Source organism: Streptomyces sp. CB02959 (genome assembly GCF_002803155.1).
Taxonomy (GTDB): domain Bacteria; phylum Actinomycetota; class Actinomycetes; order Streptomycetales; family Streptomycetaceae; genus Streptomyces.
Genome location: NZ_NNBP01000004.1, coordinates 214,370 through 237,046, shown reverse-complemented (window position 1 = coordinate 237,046; position 22,677 = coordinate 214,370). Strand labels below are relative to the sequence as shown.

Genomic DNA, 22,677 nt, shown 5'->3' with positions numbered 1-22,677 from the left:
GCCGCGGGCCGCCCGTCAGGCGCCGTCGCCCGCCACCAGGCGGGCCGGGAAACCACCGGTCGCGATCGGGCCCCAGCGGCGCGGCGTCACCCGGATCAGCGACTTGCCCTGCTTGCGCATCGCGGCGCGGTACTCGTCCCAGTCCGGGTGCTCGCCGGCGATGTTGCGGTAGTACTCGACCAGCGGCTCGATGGAGTCCGGGGCGTCGATCACCTCGGCCTCGCCGTCGACCTGCACCCACGGGCCGGTCCACTCGTCGGACAGCACCAGCACACTGACCGAGGAGACCCGGCGGACGTTGCGGACCTTGGCCCGTTCCGGGTACGTCGACATCACCAGCCGGCCGGAGTCGTCCACCCCGCAGGTCAGCGGCGAACCCTGCGGGGTGCCGTCGGAGCGGCGGGTGAGCAGGATCGCGTGGTGTCGGGGGCGGACGAACTCCAGCAGCTCGGACAGGTCGACCCGGGTGGTGGTGGCGATGGAAGGGCTCATGGACGCGAGCCTAGGGCGTGGAGCGCACTCCCGGCGGAACCCGCGGCCGTCCGCCGCCCGGGTCGCGGCCCGCCGGCACGCGCTCAGCCCTTCAGCAACTGCTTGCCGGTGGCCGCGTCCACCACCTTCCGGCCGGCCAGCGGGCCGTCCAGCCGCACCTTCGCCTTGTCGGTGGCCAACTGCTCGGTGCACATCCCCTCGGGGATCTTCTTCCGGCCCCACCCGGACACCACGACCAGCTCCTTGGACTCCAGGACGCGGGTGCCGTAGCCGGCGTCGCAGGCACTGTGGCCGACGGTCACGGTGAGCTCCCGGACGTCCTGGCTCTTGGGGTGGTCGGCGCCGGCCAGCGGCAGCAGCGCGTCCTGCCGGCCGGGGGCGGGGGCGACCTTCGGCCAGTCCCGCACTATCTGTGCGGCCCGCTGGTCGAAGGCGTCCTTGGCCCGCGGCGGCGGTGCGGCGCCCACCGTCCGGGTGTTGCTGCCGCAACCGGAGAGCGCGACGGCGCCGGCCGCGGCGAGGCAGACGACCAGGGCGGTCGCACGGGTGCGCGGGCGGTTGCGGGGGGCGGGGTGCTGCATGACGTGCCTCCTCGGGTCGGTCGCGGATGGGACGTGCCGGGGGCGCGACGGGTTCCGTCCCGGGCGCGGCCGGTCGGGAGGCGGACCGGTCGTGCGGGCCGGGCGGTTGCGGCAGTTCTGGCCAACGTGACTTTGCGCGCAGTGAAGTGACGGAGCGTCAGCCGGAGTCGCGGGCCACGACGTGGAAGGTCCCCAGCCGGTGGGTGGCCGGTGCGGCCGACGGGTCCCGGATCAGGGCGTCGACCAGGCGGGCGATCCGGTCCGGGGCGATGACCTCGGTGCGGACGCTGGTCAGCCGGGGGCGCAGCAGCCGGGCCGGCAGCAGGTCGTCCGCGCCGACCACCGCGATCCGCCCCGGGCCGGTGCCGACGGTGTGGCCGGCGTCCTGGAGGGCCCGCATCAGCAGCATCGCGTACTCGTCGTTGTAGGCGAACACCGCGTCCAGGCCGAGCGCCGGCCACCGCGCGGCGAGCCGGGCCGCGGACTCCTCGGTGAGCGCCAGGTCCAGGGGGCGGACCGCGGCGTCGGGGTGGGCGGCGGCCGCCTCCCGTACGCCGGCCAGTCGCGGCTCGGCGAAGGCGGCCAGACCTCCCTCGGCGGGGCGGACCACCCCGATCCGGCGGCGGCCCGCGGCCAGCAGGTGCGCACCGGCCCGGCGACCGGCCTCGGCCTGGTCCAGCAGGAGGGTGTGGGCGCCGGGCGTCGCCTGGGGGCCGGGGGTGAGCACGACCGCGGTGCCGGAGCGCTTGAGCAGGGCGACGGCGGGGGCGTCCAGCGGCGGCCCGTGCGGCGCCAGCACGGCGGCGGGCCGCAGCTCGGCCCAGGCGCGGGCGGCGGCCAGCGGGGAGCCGGCGGGTGCGCCGTGCAGCACGCCGGTGTAGCCGAGGCGGTGCAGCGCGGTCTGGAACCCGGCCAGGAAGCCGGTGAACAGCGGGCCGAAGGCGGGCGCGGAGTCCGCCGGCGCGGCCAGCAGCACGATCCGGCCCCGCCCGGCCCGCAGGCTGCGCGCCGCCGCGTGCGGGACGTACCCCAGCTCCTCGGCGGCGGCCCGCACCCGGGCCTGGGCGCGCGCCCCGACGCGCCCGGCGGCCTGCCCGTTGAGCACGTACGAGACGGTGGCGCGCGACACCCCGGCGCGGCGGGCAACGGCCGCGCTGGTCGGGGGAGTCGGGGTGGCGTCGGGGCCGGTGGGGTCGTCGGTCATGTCGCTGGGGATCCTCGCGCCGGGGTGCGGGTCGGCGGTGTGCGGCACCGCTTACGCTCGCCCGACAACTTACACGTGTAACTTCGGCCGTGCGGCCGTGCCGGACGGCCCCTCGGGGGCGGCGCGCGGCGTATGTGGCGCCTGGGCGCGGGCGGGAGACGAGCGACGAGCGGGACAGGAGCACGGATGCAGCTGCACACCCATGAGTGGGGCGACGGCGACCGGATCGCGGTGCTGATCCACGGGATCATGTCCGACCACCGCACCTGGCGCCGGGTCGGCCCGGCCCTCGCGGAGCGGGGCTACCGCGTCATCGGCGTCGATCTGCGCGGCCACGGCCGCAGCCCGCGCGGCGACTACGGCCCCGAGCTCTTCGCCGAGGACCTGGTGGACACCCTGCCGGTCGGCGCCGAGGTCGTCCTCGGCCACTCGTTGGGCGGGCTGGCGCTGTCCCTGGCGGTCGAGCGGCTGCAGCCGCGGCGCGCGGTCTACAGCGACCCGGCGTGGGCACTGGCGGGGGTGGGCCAGGCCGTCGACCCGGCGGTTTTCGTGACGTTCAAGAACGCCAACGAGTCCCGGGTGCGGGCCTTCAACCCGCGCTGGGACGACGCCGACGTCGAGATCGAGCTGGCCACGATCGCGGACTGGGACACCGGGACGGCGCTGGCCCTGTCCGGCGGCCATCTCCAGGACCGGACGCCGGAGCGGCCGGTGGTGCCGTCGCTGGTGCAGATCGCGGGGGAGGGGTTCCTCTTCACGAAGGAGGCGGCGAAGGAGCTGACCCGCCGCGGCTTCGAGGTCCGGACGGTACAGGGCGCCGGGCACACCATCCACCGGGACGACTTCGAGGGGTTCCTGGCCGGGCTGGAGGGCTGGATCTGACCGGGCCGTCCCGCGGGCCGACGGTGCTTCAGGTGTCGCAGTCCAACAGGGTTTTGCACAGGCCGCAGCGGGCCTGGAGGCGGCCGCGGACCGGGACGCGGATCCGCTGGCAGCAGGTCGGGCAGGGGAAGGACACCCGCAGTGGTGCCCCGCCCCCGGAGGCGGCCTCGAAGGCGTAGCCGGCGCCGGGGCCGGTGGCGGGCGGGGCGGTGCGGCCCTGGGCCGCCCGGCGGTCCTTGGCGTAGCGGAGCCGGGCGGCCCAGCCGGCGCCGGCCAGCGGCGGCCGGTGGGCGTCCTGGCGGGCCCGCGCCCGTCCGGCGGTGTACGCGTCGTACGCCTGCGGGCTGGTGAACCACGGTGCGGGGTCCTCGCCGAAGAGGTCGGCGCGCTTGGCCAGGACGTAGCCGAACTCCTCGGGGGTGAGGTAGCCCAGCTTCTGCGAGAACGGGCCGTGTTCGCGGTAGGCGTCCAGCAGCAGCCAGCCGGCGCCGAGGTAGGCGGCGGTGGTGTCGGTGAGGATCTCGTTGTCGCGGGTGCCGGGGAAGGACAGGTCCAGCCGGTGCAGCCAGACGTGGGTCACCTCGTGGGCGAGGGCGGCGCCGATGTCCTTGCGGTGGTGCCGGAAGCGGTCGTTGAGCTCGACGAAGTACTCCGGGCCCGCGGTCAGTTCGACGGTCGCGGCGTGTTCCATCTCGCGGAAGGTGAGCACGATCCGGGCGTCCGGCAGGTGCAGCTGGTGGACCATGGCGCGGGCGATCCGCTGGGCGCCCAGGTGGAGGTCCTCGGTGTCGTCGAAGGCGACGTCCACCGGGAGGACGCTGGTGGGGAAGGTGCTCACGGTGTCGTGGGAGACGCGCCGGTAGAGCGCCGTGAGGGCCGCGCGGACCGTGTCGAGATGGGGGAAGCCGTGTGCGATCCCGCTGCCGCCGGTGGTCATCCCGACACTGTACGACCGGTGCGGCCGACGGCGGTACCGGGGCGTACGGGGCGTATGGGGTAAGGGAGTTGGCCGGATGTTGACCCTTGTCACTCTGATACCGCACTCCACATAATCACAGGGCGCTTTACGGGTTCATTGCCTGGATGCCCGGATGCTTTGCGGTGTGCTGCCGTGGGTCACGCGGTTTTTACGGCCGCCATGCCCGGCGCTGGGTTTGGCATGGGCCTGTCATGGCGCTTTCGACCCCCCACGAAAGGAAGCCCCGTGCGCAGCTCCCTGAAGCACCTCAAGAGAACCACCGCCGCCGGCGCGATCCTGCTGGCCGCCGCCAGCCTCCAGCCGGCCGCCGCACACGCCGCCCCCGCCCCCACCCCCGGCGGCTCCGTGCACTCCCACGTCGTCGGCGGCACCCGCGCCGACCAGGGCGACTTCCCCTTCATGGTCCGGCTGTCGATGGGCTGCGGCGGCGCCCTCTACGCCAAGGACATCGTGCTCACCGCCGCGCACTGCGTCGACGGGAGCGGCCCCAACACGTCCATCACCGCCACCGCCGGTGCCGTCGACCTCGAAGACTCCGCGGCCGTCAAGGTCAACTCCACCCAGGTCCTCCAGGCCCCCGGCTACAACGGCAAGGGCAAGGACTGGGCCCTCATCAAGCTCGCCAAGCCCATCGACCAGCCCACCCTGAAGATCGCCGAACAGGACACCTACAACAACGGCGACTTCACCATCGCCGGCTGGGGCGCCGACAAGGAAGGCGGCGACCAGCAGCGCTACCTCCTCAAGGCCACCGTCCCGTTCGTCGACGACGCCACCTGCCAGAAGGCGTACGGCGACTCCCTCACGCCCGGCGACGAGATATGCGCCGGCAAGCTCGACACCGGCGGCACCGACACCTGCCAGGGCGACTCCGGCGGCCCGATGTTCCGCAAAGACGACGCCGGCCAGTGGCTCCAGGTCGGCATCGTCTCCTGGGGCGAGGGCTGCGCCCGGCCCGGCAAGCCCGGCGTCTACAGCGAGGTGAGCACCTTCGCGGCCGACATCAAGAAGGCCGCCACCGAGCTCGGCGGCTGACCCGCGCGCACCGCCGACGGCCGGGGACCGGGGCAGCTGCCCCGGGCCCCGGCCGGTACCACCATCCGCCGCCGCGGCTTGCGGGCCCCGCCCGCCCCGGGTCCGATGGAGCCATGCCGATCAGCGTGGTCATCGCCGACGACCAGGAGATGGTCCGGACGGGCTTCCGGATGATCCTGGAGAGCCAGCTCGACATCGAGGTCCTCGACGACGTCACCGACGGCACCGCCGCCCTGGAGGCCGTCGAACGGCTCCAACCGGACGTGCTGCTGCTCGACATCCGGATGCCCGAGCCGGACGGCCTGGAGGTCACCCGCCGGCTCGCCGAACGCGCCGCCACCCACCCCGAATACCACGACCGCCCCAGGATCGTCATCGTCACCACCTTCGACCTGGACGCGTACGTGCACGCCGCGCTGCACGACGGCGCCTGCGGCTTCCTCCTCAAGGACGCCAGTCCCGCCCTGCTCATCGAGGGCGTCCGCGCCGCGGCCGCCGGCGACGCCCTGGTCTCACCCGCCATCACCCTGCGGCTGCTGCGCGCCATGGCCCCCACCGCCGGCCGCGCCACCGCCCGCACCCCCGCCGAACCGCTCACCGAACGCGAAGAACAGGTCGTCCGCGCCCTGGCCACCGGCCGCACCAACGCCGAGATCGCCGACGAACTCTTCGTCTCGCTCTCCACGGTCAAGACGCACCTTGCCAACGTGCAGGCCAAACTCGCCGCCCGCAACCGCGTCGAGATCGCCGCCTGGGCCTGGGAGACCGGGCTGGCCGCCGGCGGATGAGTCCGATGACCGGGTGAGCCCGCGCCCACCCCCGCAAGGCCGCCGCCGTCAAGACCGCCCTCGCCGGGGTCCTGCTCTTCCTCGTCGGCGTCGAGTCGGTCGTCCTCACCCAGCAGCCCACCCGCCCGCCCGCCGCCGTCGTCGTCGCCGCGGCCGCCGTGGTCTGCCTGTGCGCCGTCCCGTACCGGCGGATCCCGCTCACCACCGGGGCCCGGATCGCCGTCGCGCCGCACAGGCCCGCGGCGGCGGCTTCGGCCTGGCCGGCCTCACCGAACGCGCCGAGGCCCTGGGCGGCACCCTCACCGCCGGCCCGGCACCCGAAGGCGGCTGGGAAGTCACCGCGGTCCTTCCCGCGGCCGGCCCGGACGGCGACTGACCCGGGCCGCCGCCGCCCCACATCTGTCCAACACCTCCCGCCCCTTAGTCCATGGGCCTGCGCCCCGCCCGCCGCGCACGCTGTCCGCCGACAGGCCGCACCGCCACCGAGGAGGACGCGCGTGACCGCACAGCCAGGGCCCAGCCGCAGACAACTCGTCGCCGCCACCGCACTCGCCGGCGTCGCCACCGCCCTCCCACTCGGCACCCGCACCGCGGCCGCCGCACCCCGCACCGGAGAAACGGTCCTGCGCTCCACCGCGCTGGACGTCCGCGTCGACCCCGCCTTCCCCCGCATCCTCGACTACACCGACCGCACCACCGGCGCCGTCCTGTACGGCCAAGAGACCCCCGTCACCCAGGTCCTCATCGACGGCACCCCGCACACCCCCCGCGTCACCCACCAGGCCCGCGCCGACCGCGCCACCTACACCCTCGCCTTCGACGGCGGCACCACCCTCACCGCCGAGATCGCCGTCGAGGAATGGCAGGTCACCTGGCGGCTGACCGCCGTCCACGACACCCCCGCGCTCCGTGTCGGCACGCTCCAGATCCCCGACCTCGCCCTGCTCGCCGTCCGCAGTGACCAACCCGGCGCCCACCTCCTCGCCGCCCGCCTCCAACTCGACAAGGCCACCAGCGGCGACACCCTCGTCCAGCTCACCCCCGACACCCCGGCCGAGCCCACCCCCACCGGCTGCGCCTACGCCGTCGTCGCCACCGGCCAACTCGCCGCCGCCATCGAGACCAACACCGTCTACGACATCCCCACCGGCGCCACCACCTGGGAGAACGGCCGCCTCTGGCGCCAAACCCTGCACGGCGACGGCTACGTCAAGGCCCAACTCGCCCCCGGGCAGTGGACCCACCGCGCCGCCGGCCAACCCGCCGACGCCACCGAACCCCTGCCGTACGCAACCGTCATCCTCACCCGCGACCGCAACGGCGACGGCCGCACCGACTGGCAGGACGCCGCCATCGCGCTGCGCGACATCATGGTGAGCCCGCTCGGCGCCGACGAACAGCACCTCCGCGTCGTCCCGCACATCCCCTTCAACTTCGCCAGCCAGGCCACCAACCCGTTCCTCGCCACCCTCGACAACGTCAAACGGATCGCCCTGGCCACCGACGGCCTGCGGCAGTTCACCCTCCTCAAGGGCTACCAGTCCGAAGGCCACGACTCCGCCCACCCCGACTACGGCGGCAACTACAACCGGCGCGCCGGCGGCCTGACCGACCTCAACACCCTGCTCCGGGCCGGGAAGAAGTGGCACAGCGACTTCGCCGTGCACGTCAACGCCACCGAGTCCTACCCCGTCGCGCACGCCTTCTCCGAGAAACTCGTCAACAAGGACGACAAGCAATGGGACTGGCTCGACCAGTCCTACCGCATCGACGCCCGCCGCGACCTGGTCTCCGGCGACATCGCCGCCCGCTTCGCCCAGCTCCGCACGGAGACCGACCCCGCCCTGAACACCGTCTACCTCGACGTCTTCCGCGAATCCGGCTGGAACTCCGACCGCCTCCAGCGCCACCTGCGCGACCAGGGCTGGCAGGTCGCCACCGAATGGGGCCACGGCCTGGAACGCTCCGCCCTCTGGTCGCACTGGGCCAACGAGACCGACTACGGCCCCGACACCTCCCGCGGCCTGAACTCCCGGCTCATCCGCTTCCTCCGCAACCACCAGAAGGACGTCTTCGCCGACAAGTGGCCCACCCTGCTCGGCGCACCCCGCATGGGCAACTTCGAGGGCTGGACCGGCAAGAACGACTGGCACACCTTCCACGCCATCGTCTGGAACGACGCCCTCCCCGCCAAATACCTCCAGGCGTACCCCATCCGCACCTGGGACACCCACGAGATCACCTTCGAGGGCCCCACCCGCACCGTCGTCACCGACGCCGACGGCACCCGCAAGATCACCACCGACGGCCGCCTCGTCTACGACGGCGGCAGCTACCTCCTGCCCTGGGAACCCCGCCGCGCCACCGACCCCGCCAAGCTCTACCACTACAACGCCCGTGGCGGAGACAGCAGTTGGCAGCTGCCGCGCGGCTGGTCGGGTGCCTCCGCGGTCTACGTCTACCGGCTCACCGACCAGGGCCGCACCGACGAGACCCGGACCCCGGTCACCGCCGGCCGGATCACCCTCACCGCCCGCCCCGGCACCGCCTACGTCGTCTACCGCACCAAGGCCCCCGCCCAGCCCGACCCCCACTGGGGCGAGGGCACCCCCCTGGCCGACCCCGGCTTCCACGCCGGCGACCTCGCCGCCTGGCGGACCACCGGCCCCGCCGCCGTCCACCCGAGCGACCGCGGCGACTACGAACTCGTCATCGGGCCCGGCGCCGCCGCCACCGTCGCCCAGCGCCTGGCCCGCCTCGCCCCCGGCGACTACACCGCCTCCGTCCAGGTCGAGGTCGGCGCCACCGCGGGGGAGCGGCGCCGCGCCGGCCTGACGGTCCGCACCGCCGACGGCGTCACCGCCACCAACTGGACCGAGACCTCCACCGCCGCCAACTACGTCGCCGCCGACCGCAAGACCGGCACCCGCTTCCAACGCATGTCCACCCCCTTCACGGTCCCCGACGGCGGCGGCCCCGCCACCCTCACCCTCACCGCCGCCCCCGGCCAGGCCCGGATCCGCTTCGACAACGTCCGCATCGTCCCCGCGCCCCGCACCACCCGGCCGGGCACCCTCGTCTTCGAGGACTTCGAGCAGGTTCCGCAGGGCTGGGGCCCGTTCGTCAAGGGCGACGCCGGCGGCTCCACCGACCCCCGCACCCACCTCGCCCAACGCCACGCGCCCTACACCCAGCGCGGCTGGAACGGCAAGGCGATCGACGACGTCATCGACGGCGGCCAGTCCCTCAAGTCCCGCGGCGAGAATGCCGGGCTGGTCTACCGCACCGTCCCGCACACCGCCCGCTTCGCCCCCGGCCGCCGCTACCGCGTCACCTTCCGCTACGAGAACGAGAAGGCCGGCCAGTACGCCTGGATCACCGCCGTCGACGACCCCGCGGCCCGCGAACTCACCCGCCTGCCACTGCCGGCCGCCACCCAACCCACCACCCTCAGCTACGAGTTCACCGCACCCGACCACGGCGAAGCCTGGGTCGGCCTGCGCAAGACCGGCACCGACGGCACCGCCGAATTCGCCCTCGACGCCTTCCAGGTCACCGAGGTGTGAGGACCGGCGGGCCGGGGCGCCGACCCCCGCGCCCCGGCCCGCCTGCCTGCCTGCCTCACGGCACCAGCCGCGGCACCCCCACCGCCCCGCCCGCACCAGCCGACCCTTCCGATCCGGCTGCCGCTTCCATCCCTTCCATCCCTTCGCTCTCTTCTGACCCTTCTGGCCCCTCCAGCTCCAACACCACCACCTCGTTCGCCCCCTCCCGCAACACCGGGCCCGGCACGAACAACCCCCGCTGCGGACCCGCCGACCAGTAGCGCCCCACCGGAAATCCCCCCACCCACACGAACCCGCGCGTCCACCCCGGCAACTCCAGCACCGCATCCCCCACCCCGCCCGCCGGCACCGTCACCGTGCCCCGGTGCAGCCCCCGCGCCCCCGCCGCCGGCGCACCGAACCCCAGCCCGGCCACCGCCGCGACCCCCGCCGGCCCCTCCAGCGCGTCCAGCCGCAACCCCCGCGCCCGCACCCCGTGCAGATACTGCCGCTCGTGCAGCACCCCGCCCGTGATCCCCTTCGCCTCGCCCAGCCGCGGGCCGTAGTTGACCCGGCCCAGCGACTCCACCCACAGCTCCACCTCCGCCGGCCCCGGCACCGCCCCCAGCAGCGCGCCCGCCGGGTCTGCCGGGCCCGCCCCGGACTCCTCCACCAGCACCGGCCCCCGCACCCCGTCCACCACCGTCACCGCCCGGTCCCGCAACCCGACGACCCGCAGCTCGTACGGCTCCCGCGGCCCCGGCACCGCCACCCGGTACCGGACCAGCCCCCGGTCCACCCCCACCTCCTCGAACGTCGGCGGCACCCCCGCGCACACCTCCGGATCACCCAACGCCTCCAGCACCGCGTCCAACGACAGCCACCCCGACAACACCACCCCCACCGGCCCCGCCAACACCGGCTCCGGCTCCGGCAGCTCCGGCAACGGCCCCTCCGCGAACTCCGCCAGCACCTCCCGCATCCGCCAGAACTTCTCCGTCGGCCGCCCCCGCTCGTCCACCGGCGCCCCGTAGTCGTACGACGTCACCGTCGGCAGCAGTGCCCCGTCCTGCAGCTCACCCGCCCGGTTCGCCCCCGCCCACCCACCGAAACTCGTCCCGCCGTGCGCCATGTACACATTCACCGACGCACCGCACTCCAGCACCTCCCGCAGCGCCGCCGCCGCGTCCGCCGCCCCCCGCGGCTCCTCCGCCCGCCCCCAATGCGCGAACCACCCGCACCAGAACTCCATGCACATCAGCGGCCCCCGCCCCCGGTGCCGGCGCAGCGCCGCGAACGCCGCCCGCGCCCCCGACCCGAAGTTCACCGTCGCCAGCACCCCCGGCACACTCCCACCGGTCAGCATGTGGTCCTCCGCGCCGTCCGACGTGCACAGCGGGACGGTCACCCCCAGCTCCCGCAACCGCCGCGCCAGATGATCCAGATACTCCGCGTCCGACCCGTACGACCCGTACTCGTTCTCCACCTGCACCAGCACCACCGGCCCGCCCCGGTCGCACTGCCGCGCCACCACCTGCGGCAGCAGCGCCCGCCACCAGCCGTCCACGGCCCGCAGGAACGCCGTGTCCCGGGTCCGCACCCGCCGCCCCAACGCCCCCGTCAACCACGACGGCAGCCCCCCGTTCTCCCACTCCGCGCAGATGTAGGGACCCGGCCGCACGATCGCCAGCAGCCCCGCCGCCCGCACCGCGTCGAGGAACCGCCCCAACGCCGCGACGTCCCGCAGCTCACCCGGCCGCGGCTCGTGCAGGTTCCACGGCACGTACGTCTCCACGCAGTTCAGCCCCATCGCCCGCAGCATCGCCAGCCGGTGCCCCCACTGCGCCTCGTGCACCCGGAAGTAGTGCAGCGCGCCCGACAGCAGCCGCACCGGCCGCCCGTCCACCTCGAAGTCCCGCTCCCCAACGGCAAACCGCACGTCACGCCTCCCGGCTGGTCGTTCCCCCGCTCGTTCCCCGATCGCCCACACCCTCGCCCTCTGGCGGCCCGCCGGTCCATGGACAAAGATCAAGGCTGTTTGGACGGTTCGCCCCGGACGGCGCGTCCCGGACCGCTCGGATCGTCCGGACCGCCCGACGGCCCGGCGCTTCACGGGCGCGGCGGAGCGGCGGCGCACGAGGACGGGAGGCCGGCCGGCATGTACCACACCTGGATGCGCTACTTCACCCCGAGCCCGGTCCACCACCGGCTCGGCCTGGTCTGCCTGGGCGTCGGCCTCCAGCACGGCGCCCTGCCACCCGTCGGCCCGCGCACCCTCGACCACCACGTAGCCGTCGTCATCAGCGCCGGCCGCGGCTGGTGCACCGCCCCCGACGGCCGCCGCCGCACCGTCACCGCCCCCGCCCTGCTCTGGCTCCTGCCCGGCGTCCCGCACCACTACGGCGCCGACCCCGACACCGGCTGGGACGAGAGCTTCGTCGACTTCACCGGCCCCGCCGCCGACACCTACACCGAACTCGGCTACATCGACCCCCACCAGCCCCTCGTCCCGCTCGCCGACCCCGGACCGGCCCGCGCCGCGATCGGCCGCATCGCCCGTGCCGCCCGCCGCGGCAACCCGCTCCTGGAGGTCGAGACCGCCGCCGCCGTCCACGAACTCCTCGTCGCGCTGCGCCGCGCCCGCGCCGACACCGACGCCGACGGCGAACCGGTCCTGGCCGCCCTCGCCCGCGACGCGTTCCTCCCGCTCTCGGTCGCCGAGCACGCCGCCCGGCACGGCATGACCCCCGCCGCACTCCGCACCGCGGTACGCCACGGGGCCGGCTGCAGCCCCAAGGACTACCTCCTCGGCATCCGCCTCGGCCGCGCCAAGGAACTCCTCGTCGCCACCGACCTCCCCGTCGCCGCCGTCGCCCGCCGCGTCGGCTACGACGACCCCGCCTACTTCAGCCGCCTCTTCACCCGCCGCGTCGGCCTCGCCCCGGCCCGCTTCCGCGACCGCCAGGTCCGCTCCGTACCCGGCGGATGGTCGACGCAGGTACCGGACCCCGCCGACCCCCCGCGGGTGCAGTAGGACGGGCGCACCCCGCCCCCGACCGGGCCCGCGGAATACCCCGCGCCACCGGGACCGCGACGTGGGAAGCTGCCACGCATGCCCGTACTGCAGCGCCCCGAAGCCGAGGCCCGTGCCCAGATGCTCGACGTCCACCGGTACGAGATCGCCCTCGATCTCACACACGGCGACGAAGAGTTCACCTCCCGCACCGTCATCCACTTCACCGCCCGCGAACCGGGCGACACCTTCGTCGAGATCCGGCCCGTCGCACTCCACGCCGCCACCCTCGACGGCCGGCCCCTGGACCCCGCCGCCCTCGACGGCAACCGCCTCCCCCTGACCGCCCTGACCGCCGGCCCCCACGAACTGCGCCTCGACGCCACCATGGGCTACTCCCGCACCGGCGAGGGCATGCACCGCTTCACCGACCCCGCCGACGGCGAGCAGTACGTCTACACGCAGCTGTTCATGGACGACATCCAGCGCGTCTTCGGCGCGTTCGACCAGCCCGACCTCAAGGCCGTCTTCGAGCTGACCGCCACCGCCCCACCGGCCTGGACCGTCCTCGCCAACGGCCGCACCGAACAGCTCCCCGACGGCACCTGGCGGGCCGCCGCCACCCCCCGCATCAGCACCTACCTCGTCGCCGTCGCCGCCGGCCCCTGGCACTCCCTCCACACCGAACACGCCGGCCTCCCCTTCGGCCTGCACTGCCGCCGCTCCCTCGCCCCCCACCTCGACGCCGACGCCGAGGAGCTCTTCGACCTCACCCGCCGCTGCTACGACCGCTACCACGAGATCTTCGACGAGCCGTACCCCTTCGACTCCTACGACCAGGCATTCGTCCCCGAGTTCAACGCCGGCGCGATGGAGAACCCCGGCCTGGTCACCTTCCGCGACGAATTCGTCTTCCGCTCCGCCGTCACCGACACCGAGCGGCAGACCCGCGGCATGGTCATCGCCCACGAGATGGCCCACATGTGGTTCGGCGACCTCGTCACCCTCCAGTGGTGGGACGACATCTGGCTCAACGAGTCCTTCGCCGAGTACATGGGCTACCAGGTCCTCTCGGAGGCCACCCGCTTTACCGACACCTGGACCGACTTCGCGATCGCCCGCAAGGGCTGGGGCTACGACGCCGACCAGCGCCCCTCCACCCACCCCGTCGCCCCCGCCCCCGACGACGTCCCCGACACCGCCTCCGCACTCCTCAACTTCGACGGCATCTCCTACGCCAAGGGCGCCTCCGCCCTGCGCCAACTCGTCGCCTGGATGGGGGAGAAGGACTTCCTCGCCGGCATCAACGACCACTTCGCCCGGCACCGCTTCGGCAACGCCACCCTCGCCGACTTCATCGACTCCCTGGCCCGCGCCACCGACCGCGACGTGCACGCCTGGGCCGAACGCTGGCTGCGCACCACCGGCGTCGACACCCTCACCCCGACCGTCGCCGAGGACGCCGGCACCTGGCACCTGGACATCGCCCACACCGGCAGCCGCCCGCACCGCATCGCCGTCGGCGCCTACGCCCCCGACCCGGACCACCCCGACCGGCTGACCCTGCGCGACCGCTTCGACGTGGACATCCCGGCGGACGGCCACCCCACCCGGCACACCTTCCCCAAGGCCGCCCCCGCCCTCGTCGTCCTCAACGACGGCGACCTCAGCTACGCCAAGGTCCGCTTCGACGCCGCCTCCTGGGAGACCGCCGCCCGCGCACTGTCCGGGCTGCCCGACCCGCTGACCCGCGCGGTCGTCTGGAACGCCGCCCGCGACCTGGTCCGCGACGGCGAACTGGCGCCCACCGCCTACCTGGACGCGGCCCGCGACCACCTCCCGCACGAGACCGACCTCGCCATCGTCCAGGGCGTCCTGGCCTTCGCCCGCACCCAGATCGCCGACCGCTACCTCCCCCCGGAGGCCCGCCGCACCGCCCTGACCACCCTCACCTCCCTCAGCCGCGACATCCTGCGCCGCACCGAAGGCCCCGGCCACGGCCCCGAAGCCGGACTGCGGCTGACCGCCGTCCGCGCCTTCATCGCCGGCGCCACCGGCCCCGAGACCCTCCAGGAATGGCTCGACGACGGCAGCGTCCCCGGCGGCCCCGCCCTCGACCACGAACTGCGCTGGCGCATCCTCGCCCGGCTCGCCACGCTCGGCGCCACACCGCTGGCCGCACTCCACGAGGCCATCGACGCCGAACTCGCCCGCGACCCGAGCGCCACCGGCCAGGAGGGCGCCGCCCGCTGCCGCGCCGCGCTCCCCGACCCGGCCGCCAAACAGGCCGCGTGGGACGCCCTGTTCACCACCGACACGCAGTCCGAACTCTCCAACTACCTCTTCACCGCCACCGCCGGCGGCTTCTGGGCCCCCGAGCAGCTGGACCTGCTCCGCCCCTACGCCGCCCGCTACTTCGCCGAGGTCCCCGCCCTCGCCGCCCGCCGCGGCCCCGCCCTCGCCCAGGCCGCCGGCCGATACGCCTTCCCCGCCGTCCTCGTCGAGGAGGACACCCTCCGCCGCGGCGAGGAATGCCTGACCGAGGGCGACCCGACACCGGCCCTGCGACGCGCCCTCGCCGACCAACTCGACGACCTGCACCGGGCGTTGAGGGTGCGGACGGCCGCCGTGCGCTAGCTCACCGGACGCGGTACGCACGGGTGCCGTCGGGCGGAGGGAGACCGCCGGACGGCACCCGCGCCGCGTCCACGCCACCTCCATGCCCCCCGGGCACCCGCTCCTCGACGGGACGCAAGACCGCAGGCAATCGAACACCTGCGGGACATCCGTCCCGCGAACGGGTGGTCCCGGCGCAACGGGTGGATACCCGCCGTACCGGGCCAGTAACTTAGGGCGGCCTAAGGCCCGGTGCACCGTGCACCCAACTCCCGTTGAAGAAGAGCCCTTTGATGCCAGTCGCCCCTGCCGGCACCGCCCTCGCAGGCGGCACCGACGGCCCCCGCGCGCTCCGCCCCCTCCTTGACATCGTCCTCGACGCCCTCACCACCGGCGCCCAGGACCGCTCCGGCCCCCTCCCGCCCGGCGGCCCCGACGCCGTCGCCCGCGCCGTACGCGACGCCTGCCTGCCGCTCCTCCCCGAGCAGGGCACCGGCCCGCACACCGCCCTGCGCACCCTCGTCCACACCCTCGCCGCCGGCGCCGCCGACCCCGCCGACCCGCACTGCGCCGCCCACCTGCACTGCCCGCCACTGGCCCTGGCCACCGCCGCCGACCTCGCCGTCGGCGCCCTCAACCCCTCGATGGACTCCTGGGACCAGGCCCCCGCCGCCGCCGAACTCGAAGTCCGCACCGCCCGCGCCCTCGCCGGCCTCGTCTACCCCGCGGCCACCGCACCCGACGCGCTGGTCACCACCGGCGGCACCGAATCCAACCAACTCGCCGTCCTCCTGGCCCGCGAAGCCCCCCGCCCCCCGGACACCACCGGCCCGCTCCGGATCGTCTGCGGCGCCAACGCCCACCACAGCATCCACCGCGCCGCCTGGCTCCTCGGCCTCCCCGAACCCCTCACCCTCCCCACCCCCGACGGCACCCTCGACCCCGCCACCGTCCACACCTGCCTCGCCGAACTCACCGGACGCACCGGTCCCGTCCTGCTCATCGCCACCGCCGGCACCACCGACGCCGGCGTCATCGACCCCCTCCCGGCCCTCGCCGCCCTCGCCGACCGGCACGGCGCCCGCTTCCACATCGACGCCTCCTACGGCGGCCCGCTCCTCTTCAGCGACACCCACCGGCACGCCCTGACCGGCCTCGCCCGCGCCCACACCGTCACCCTCGACCTGCACAAACTCGGCTGGCAACCGGTCGCCGCCGGCCTCCTCGCCGTCCCCGCCCCGGCCACCCTCACCCCCCTCGCCCACCAAGCCGACTACCTCAACGCCGACGACGACACCGAAGCCGGACTCCCCGACCTCCTCGGCCGCTCCCTGCGCACCACCCGCCGCCCCGACATCCTCAAGATCGCCGTCACCCTCAAGGCCCTGGGCCGACAGGGCCTCGGCGACCTCGTCGACCGCACCCTGGCCGCCGCCCGGACCTTCGCCGACCTCATCGACGCCCACCCCGGCTACGAACTCCACTCCCGCCCCACCCTCGCCACCCTTCTCTTCCGCCCCATCGGTGCCGACGACACCACCCTCGCCGCCATCCGCCGCTCCCTCCTCACCGAAGGCCACGCCGTCCTCGGCCGCGCCACCACCCCCACCGGCCTCTGGCTCAAAGCCACCCTCCTCAACCCCCACACCCAACCCGGAGACCTCACCAACCTCCTCAAGCTCGTGGAAGGCCACACCCCGCGATGAACACCCCACCGCACACCGAGCCCGGCACCGCCACCGACACCCCCGGCCCCGACGAGCCCCTCGACCTCGTCGGCATCGGCATCGGCCCCTTCAACCTCTCCCTCGCCGCCCTCGCCCACCCCCTCACCGAGCTCCGCACCGCCTTCTACGACCAGCACCCCGCCTTCCACTGGCACCCCGGCCTCCTCATCGACGGCAGCACCCTCCAAGTCCCCTTCCTCGCCGACCTCGTCACCCTCGCCGACCCCGCCAGCCCCTGGACCTTCCTCAACTACCTCAAAACCCGCGAACGCCTCTTCCCCTTCTACTTCGCCGAGCGCTTCCACATCCACCGCGCCGAATACGACGCCTACTGCCGCTGGGTCAGCGAAAACCTCCCCTCCCTCCACTTCGGCCACCACATCGACGCCGTCCGCTGGAACCACGAACGCAACCTCTTCGAAGTCGACTTCACCCAGCTCGGCGCCGACGGCGAAGCCGAAGCCCTCGGCCGCACCTACGCCCGCAACCTCGTCCTCGGCATCGGCACCGCCCCCCACATCCCCATCCCCCTGCGCCCCCTCGCCGAGGCCCCCACCGTCCCCGTCATCCACGCCGCCGACTACCTCGACCACCGCGAACGCCTCCTCGACGCCGACCACCTCACCGTCATCGGCGCCGGCCAGTCAGGCGCGGAGATCTTCCTCGACCAACTCCGCGCCCGCCCCGCCGGCCGCGAGAACCTCCACTGGCTCGCCCGCACCCCGGCCTTCGCGCCCATGGAATACAGCAAACTCGGCCTGGAGCAGTTCACCCCCGACTACACCCGCTACTTCCACGCCCTCCCCGAACGCGTCCGCGACGAGCTCCTCCCCGCCCAATGGCAGCTCTACAAAGGCATCGACCACGACACCCTCGCCGCCCTCCACGACGAGCTCTACCGCCGCACCCTCGACGGCGGCTGGCCCAACGCCGTCCTCACCCCCGGCGTCCAGGTCCGCACCGCCGGCCGGGTCGGCACCACCAAGGTCGAACTCCACCTGGAACACGCCCAGCAGGGCAGCCGCTCCCGCCTCACCACCGACGCCGTCGTCCTCGCCACCGGCTACCGCGAACGCCGCCTCGACACCCTGCTCGCCGCCCTCGACCCCTACCTCCGCCGCGACGCCTCCGAACGCCCCCGCATCGACGAACACCACCGCCTCGTCCTCGACCCCGCCATCACCGGCTCCCTCTACGTCCAGAACGCCGAACGCCACACCCACGGCGTCGGCGCCCCCGACCTCGGCCTCGCCGCCTGGCGCAGCGCCACCATCCTCAACTCCCTCACCGGCAGCCCCGCCTACCCCCTCCCGCACCGCACCGCCTTCACCACCTTCGGCCTCAGCCACCCCCCGACCCGCCGCACCGGCACCGTCCCCCGCCAGAGCTCCACCCTCGTCCCGCGCCACTGAACGCCACCGCCCCTCCCACCCCGCCCGAACCCGGACCGGGGGAGAGGGGCGGCCCGCCGACACGACGGCGACACGACCCGACCGTGCCTAGAACACCGGCACCCCGTCCCGCGTCAGCCTCCAGTCCACCGAGGCGAACACCGCCGGATCGATCAACCCGCTCGCCTCCACCCACGCGATGATCAGATTCCGGATCTCCTCCGACGTCGACCACACCTGCTCCGCCGACGCCACATGCGGAAAACCACCACCGCCACTCGCCCGGTAGTTGTTCACCGCCAGCACGAACCGCGCGTCATCCGCCAACGGCTTCCCCTCGAACGTCAGCTTCCCGATCCGCCGACCCGCCGGCTGCGCGATATCGATCTCGTACGAGACCCCGCTCACCACGTCATAGTTGTAATCCGGCGTACCGTCCGCATTGGTGACCCGCGCCGGATCCACCGGACCGCCCGGCGCCGTCTGCACGTAATACCGCGCGGAGAACTCCAGGTACTCCCGCAGCTGCCTGCCCGTCAACACCCGCGCCTCCAAGGTGTTGTCGAACGGGTAGAGCGCCGCCATCGACCGGATCGACACCTCCCCCGCCGGCACCTTCGCCGTCCGCGAGAAACACGACGCCTGCGACAACACCGGCAACGCCGCGTGCGCCGACCCGGCAAGCGCCTTACGCACCGCCTCCGCCTGCACGAACGCGATGAAATCCAGAATCGCGGTGTCCTTCACCGGCGCCTCGGCCGCCGACATCTCCGCCTTCGACTTCCCGATCACCCGGTTCACATACGCCACGACCTTGGCATGCGCCGCCCGCAGCATGTCCGTGATCTGCGGATCCTCCGCCACCGCATTGGAGTTGAGCACCTTCGAACCCACCGACGCCACCGCCCAACGGCCCCGACGCCACTCCACCTCCACGTCGAAGCACGTCAGCCGCTGCCCCCACTTCAGCGGCTCCGACAGCACCACCTCCCGGCCCGTCGCCTTGTTCACCACCCGCCGCTCCGGGATCTCCACATGCGCATGCCCCACCAGGATCGCGTCGATCCCCGGCACCTTCTCCGCCACCAGCGCCGCCGCGTTCTCCACATACGGCAACTGATCCCCGTACGACGACGTACCGCTGGCCCCCGAATGCGCCGCCACGATCACCACGTCGGCACCCATCGACCGCAGCTTCGGCACCCACTTCGCGGCCTGCTCCGTAAGGCCCGGGAACGCCAGCTTCCCCTGCACGTTCGCCTTGTCCCAGATCGCGATCCCCGGATTCGTCAGACCCAGCACCGCCACCCGCACGTCCCGCCCGCGCGGGGTCCGCAACCGCTTGATCACATACGGCCGGAACGCCGGCCGCAGCGTCTTCGCATCCACCGCGTTCGCACCCAGCAGCGGAAAACGACAGCTCTCCTCGAACTTCCGCAGCACCGGAATCCCGTAATTGAACTCGTGGTTCCCCAGCGCCGCCGCGTCATAGCCGATCGCATTCATCGCCCGCGCCATCGGATGCACCGGGCCGTGCGGCCCCGTGATCGGATCCACCTTCGCGTAGTAATACCCCAGCTGCGTCCCCTGAATGGTGTCGCCCGCATCGATCAGCAGGGTGTTCTTCCGCCCCTTCTCCCGGCGGACGTCCTGCACCAGCGTGGAGATCTTCGCCAGCCCCACATCATTGTGGTCCTTGTCGTCGAACTCGGCGTCGGTGGCGTAATCCCAGTTGAAGACGTTCCCGTGCAGATCCGTCGTCCCCATGACCGTGAACGCATAACGCTCCCGACCCGCACCGCCCCCGCGGCCCGCCGGGGCGGCCGGTGCCGCGGCCGCGGTCGGCGCGCCCGCTCCCGCGAGCACCACCCCCGCCCCCGTCACCACGGAACCACCCAGGAACTTCCTCCGGTCGAACGTCATCGCAACTCCCAGAAAGAACACGGCACATGCCCTGCACCGCGCGACGGACCCGGACGTCCGGCCCGGGGCAACGCGCGTAGATTCTGGCGCAGCCACCCCCCGCGCAACACCCCCAACAGGTTGCGATCCGATGACCAACCCCACCCCGCCTCCCTGTGCAACCCTGCAACCCCAGGCCCCGCACCCACCACCCGAAAGGCACCTGCCACCCATGACCGAACCCACCGCCGCCGCCCTCCCCTACGGCACCCCCGATGCCCCCCGCCTCGCCGTCCGCGGCGAAGCCCGCCTCGAAATCGACCCCGAGATCGCCCGCATCACCCTCACCGTCAGCGCCCGCGGCACCGACCGCAAAACCGCCCTCACCGACCTCACCCGCCGCAACGAACACGCCCTCACCCTCATCAAGAGCTACGGCGACGCCGTCGAAAAGCTGGAGACCAGCAGCTTCACCCTCACCCCCCAACTCACCGACAAAGGCCGCCACGAACGCATCCGCGCCTACCACGGACGCGTCACCCTCACCGCCACCCTCAACGACTTCACCGCCCTCGGCGAACTCACCACCCGCCTCGCCGACCTCGAACTCACCCGCGTCGACGGCCCCTGGTGGGCCCTCCGCCCCGACTCGCCCGCCCACCGCAGCGCCCGCACCCAGGCCGTCCACGAAGCCGTCCAACGCGCCCGCGAATACGCCGAAGCCCTCGGCGCCCGCCTCGAAGCCGTCCTCGAAATCGCCGACCTCGGCGCCGAGGGCCCGCCCCAGCAGCAGGGCTACGGCTTCGCGGCCCCCGGTTCCGCCCGCGGCGCCGGACTCGAATCCGCTCCCGCCCTCGACCTCGAACCCCGCCGCCAGACCGTCTACGCCAGCGTCAACGCACGCTTCACGATGACCCGTCCCGTGCTGTGAGACGACACCGCGCGAAGCCGTAATTCTGCTCATCGGAGCGGCTTCGCGCCCATTCCATTACTTGTCAACAGCCTTTCACCAAGCGGTCGTTGAGCAGTCATGTCCCCACAGTTCCCTACCGCCGGGTAAGTCATAGGGTCGAAACATGCGCCGAGCAAAGATCGTCTGCACACTGGGACCCGCCACCGACTCGTACGAGCAGATCAAAGCCCTCGTCGACGCCGGAATGGACATCGCCCGCTTCAACCTCAGCCACGGCACCTACGCCGATCACGAAGCGCGCTTCGACCGGGTCCGCAAAGCATCCGAAGAATCCCACCGCAGCGTCGGAATCCTCGCCGACCTTCAAGGCCCGAAGATCCGCCTCGGTCGATTCCGCGAAGGACCCGTACTCCTTGAACGCGACGACACCTTCACCATCACCGTCGAGGACGGCGTCGAAGGCGACCGCCACCTCTGCGGCACCACCTACCCCGGCCTCGCCGGCGACGTCACCCCCGGCGAACGCATCCTCGTCGACGACGGCAAGGTCACCCTCGAAGTGACCGCCGTCGAAGGCCCCCGCGTCCACACCAAGGTCGTCGAAGGAGGCATGGTCTCCGACCACAAGGGCTTCAACCTCCCCGGCGTCGCCGTCTCCGTCCCCGCCCTCTCCGAGAAGGACCAGGACGACCTCCGCTGGGCCCTGCGCTACGGCGCCGACATCATCGCCCTCTCCTTCGTCCGCAGCGGCCGCGACATCCAGGACGTCCACCGCATCATGCGCGAGGAGAACCGCTACCTGCCCGTCATCGCCAAGGTCGAGAAGCCCCAGGCCGTCGACAGCATCGACGACATCGTCGCCGCCTTCGACGGCATCATGGTCGCCCGCGGCGACCTCGGCGTCGAAATGCCCCTGGAAACCGTCCCGATCGTCCAGAAGCGCGCCGTCAAACTCGCCAGGCGCAACGCCAAACCGGTCATCGTCGCCACCCAGATGCTCGACTCGATGATCGACAACTCCCGCCCCACCCGCGCCGAAGCCTCCGACGTCGCCAACGCCATCATCGACGGCACCGACGCCGTGATGCTCTCCGGCGAGACCAGCGTCGGCAAGTACCCCACCGAGACGGTCCGCACCATGAGCCGCATCGTCGAAGCCGCCGAGGAGGACATCCTCGCCAAGGGACTGCCGCCGCTGACCGAACACAGCAAGCCCCGCACCCAGGGCGGCGCCGTCGCCCGCGCCGCCGCCGAAATGGGCGACTTCCTCGGCGCCAAGTTCCTCGTCGCCTTCACCCAGTCCGGCGACACCGTCCGCCGCCTCTCCCGCTACCGCTCGCCCATCCCCCTCCTCGCCTTCACCCCCGACCCCGCGACCCGCTCCCAGCTCAACCTCACCTGGGGCGTGGAGACCTTCCTCGGCCCCACCGTCAACTCCACCGACGAGATGGTCGCCCAGGTCGACGAGCAACTGCTCAAGATCGGCCGCTGCAAGAAGGGCGACGTCGTCATCATCACCGCCGGCTCCCCGCCCGGAGTCCCCGGCTCCACCAACCTCGTCCGCGTCCACCACATCGGCGAGGACGACATCCGCAACTAGCTCCACCCG

Annotated in this window: 17 protein-coding genes; 11 read left to right on the top strand and 6 right to left on the bottom strand. The window is 73.3% G+C overall.

Going from position 1 to position 22,677, the window contains the following annotated elements; all coding sequences use genetic code 11:
• Positions 1-15 precede the first annotated feature (15 nt).
• From CG747_RS08990 to CG747_RS08980, 3 genes are all read right to left on the bottom strand, one after another.
• Entirely contained in the window at positions 16-492 is a 477-nt protein-coding gene (locus CG747_RS08990; RefSeq protein WP_100601117.1) for a PPOX class F420-dependent oxidoreductase, read from the bottom strand.
• A gap of 83 nt (positions 493-575) precedes the next feature.
• Positions 576-1,073: a hypothetical protein gene (locus tag CG747_RS08985; RefSeq protein WP_100601116.1), complete on the bottom strand. Its 498-nt coding sequence runs from the start codon at positions 1,071-1,073 to the stop codon at positions 576-578.
• Between the two features lie 157 nt (positions 1,074-1,230).
• On the bottom strand, positions 1,231-2,277 hold the full coding sequence (locus tag CG747_RS08980; RefSeq protein ID WP_100601115.1) for a LacI family DNA-binding transcriptional regulator: 1,047 nt from the start codon (positions 2,275-2,277) through the stop codon (positions 1,231-1,233).
• A 186-nt stretch (positions 2,278-2,463) separates the two neighbouring features.
• Here CG747_RS08980 and CG747_RS08975 point away from each other — a divergent pair, with 186 nt between their 5' ends.
• The gene (locus CG747_RS08975; protein ID WP_100601114.1) at positions 2,464-3,159 is read left to right on the top strand and encodes an alpha/beta fold hydrolase; all 696 of its coding nucleotides are present in this window, start codon (positions 2,464-2,466) and stop codon (positions 3,157-3,159) included.
• A gap of 28 nt (positions 3,160-3,187) precedes the next feature.
• On the opposite strand, the gene CG747_RS08970 is transcribed toward CG747_RS08975, so the two are convergent.
• A complete protein-coding gene (locus tag CG747_RS08970; protein WP_100601113.1) occupies positions 3,188-4,096 on the bottom strand; it encodes a hypothetical protein in 909 nt (302 codons plus the stop codon).
• Positions 4,097-4,363: 267 nt separating this feature from the next.
• On the opposite strand from CG747_RS08970, the gene CG747_RS08965 reads away from it, so the two are divergent.
• The 4 genes from CG747_RS08965 (at position 4,364) to CG747_RS08950 (ending at position 9,527) form a co-directional block, all read left to right on the top strand.
• Positions 4,364-5,173, top strand: a complete 810-nt coding sequence (locus CG747_RS08965; protein WP_100601112.1) for a trypsin-like serine protease — start codon at positions 4,364-4,366, stop codon at positions 5,171-5,173.
• 113 nt (positions 5,174-5,286) lie between these two features.
• A complete protein-coding gene (locus tag CG747_RS08960) occupies positions 5,287-5,961 on the top strand; it encodes a response regulator transcription factor (protein WP_100601111.1) in 675 nt (224 codons plus the stop codon).
• A 169-nt stretch (positions 5,962-6,130) separates the two neighbouring features.
• Entirely contained in the window at positions 6,131-6,337 is a 207-nt protein-coding gene (locus CG747_RS47835; protein ID WP_180985446.1) for a hypothetical protein, read from the top strand.
• Positions 6,338-6,458: 121 nt separating this feature from the next.
• A complete protein-coding gene (locus CG747_RS08950; RefSeq protein WP_100601266.1) occupies positions 6,459-9,527 on the top strand; it encodes an endo-alpha-N-acetylgalactosaminidase family protein in 3,069 nt (1,022 codons plus the stop codon).
• A 55-nt stretch (positions 9,528-9,582) separates the two neighbouring features.
• Here CG747_RS08950 and CG747_RS08945 read toward each other — a convergent pair whose 3' ends face one another.
• Entirely contained in the window at positions 9,583-11,445 is a 1,863-nt protein-coding gene (locus CG747_RS08945; protein ID WP_100601110.1) for a beta-galactosidase, read from the bottom strand.
• A 219-nt stretch (positions 11,446-11,664) separates the two neighbouring features.
• Between CG747_RS08945 and CG747_RS08940 the strand changes: the two genes are divergently transcribed.
• From CG747_RS08940 to CG747_RS08925, 4 genes are all read left to right on the top strand, one after another.
• Positions 11,665-12,540 carry an AraC family transcriptional regulator gene (locus CG747_RS08940; protein ID WP_100601109.1) on the top strand — a complete coding sequence of 292 codons (876 nt, stop codon included), beginning with the start codon at positions 11,665-11,667 and terminating at the stop codon, positions 12,538-12,540.
• A gap of 78 nt (positions 12,541-12,618) precedes the next feature.
• The gene (gene pepN, locus CG747_RS08935) at positions 12,619-15,156 is read left to right on the top strand and encodes an aminopeptidase N (protein ID WP_100601108.1); all 2,538 of its coding nucleotides are present in this window, start codon (positions 12,619-12,621) and stop codon (positions 15,154-15,156) included.
• A 272-nt stretch (positions 15,157-15,428) separates the two neighbouring features.
• The gene (locus tag CG747_RS08930) at positions 15,429-16,841 is read left to right on the top strand and encodes an aminotransferase class V-fold PLP-dependent enzyme (protein ID WP_100601107.1); all 1,413 of its coding nucleotides are present in this window, start codon (positions 15,429-15,431) and stop codon (positions 16,839-16,841) included.
• Complete coding sequence (locus CG747_RS08925; protein ID WP_100601106.1) at positions 16,838-18,274, top strand: lysine N(6)-hydroxylase/L-ornithine N(5)-oxygenase family protein; 1,437 nt, start codon at positions 16,838-16,840, stop codon at positions 18,272-18,274. The genes CG747_RS08930 and CG747_RS08925 overlap by 4 nt, the downstream gene beginning before the upstream one ends.
• 87 nt (positions 18,275-18,361) lie before the next feature.
• Here CG747_RS08925 and CG747_RS08920 read toward each other — a convergent pair whose 3' ends face one another.
• On the bottom strand, positions 18,362-20,176 hold the full coding sequence (locus tag CG747_RS08920; RefSeq protein WP_100601105.1) for a bifunctional UDP-sugar hydrolase/5'-nucleotidase: 1,815 nt from the start codon (positions 20,174-20,176) through the stop codon (positions 18,362-18,364).
• A gap of 211 nt (positions 20,177-20,387) precedes the next feature.
• Here CG747_RS08920 and CG747_RS08915 point away from each other — a divergent pair, with 211 nt between their 5' ends.
• Both CG747_RS08915 and pyk read left to right on the top strand, forming a co-directional pair.
• Complete coding sequence (locus tag CG747_RS08915; protein WP_100601104.1) at positions 20,388-21,086, top strand: SIMPL domain-containing protein; 699 nt, start codon at positions 20,388-20,390, stop codon at positions 21,084-21,086.
• 145 nt (positions 21,087-21,231) lie between these two features.
• Positions 21,232-22,668: a pyruvate kinase gene (gene pyk, locus CG747_RS08910; RefSeq protein ID WP_100601103.1), complete on the top strand. Its 1,437-nt coding sequence runs from the start codon at positions 21,232-21,234 to the stop codon at positions 22,666-22,668.
• Positions 22,669-22,677: the final 9 nt, after the last annotated feature.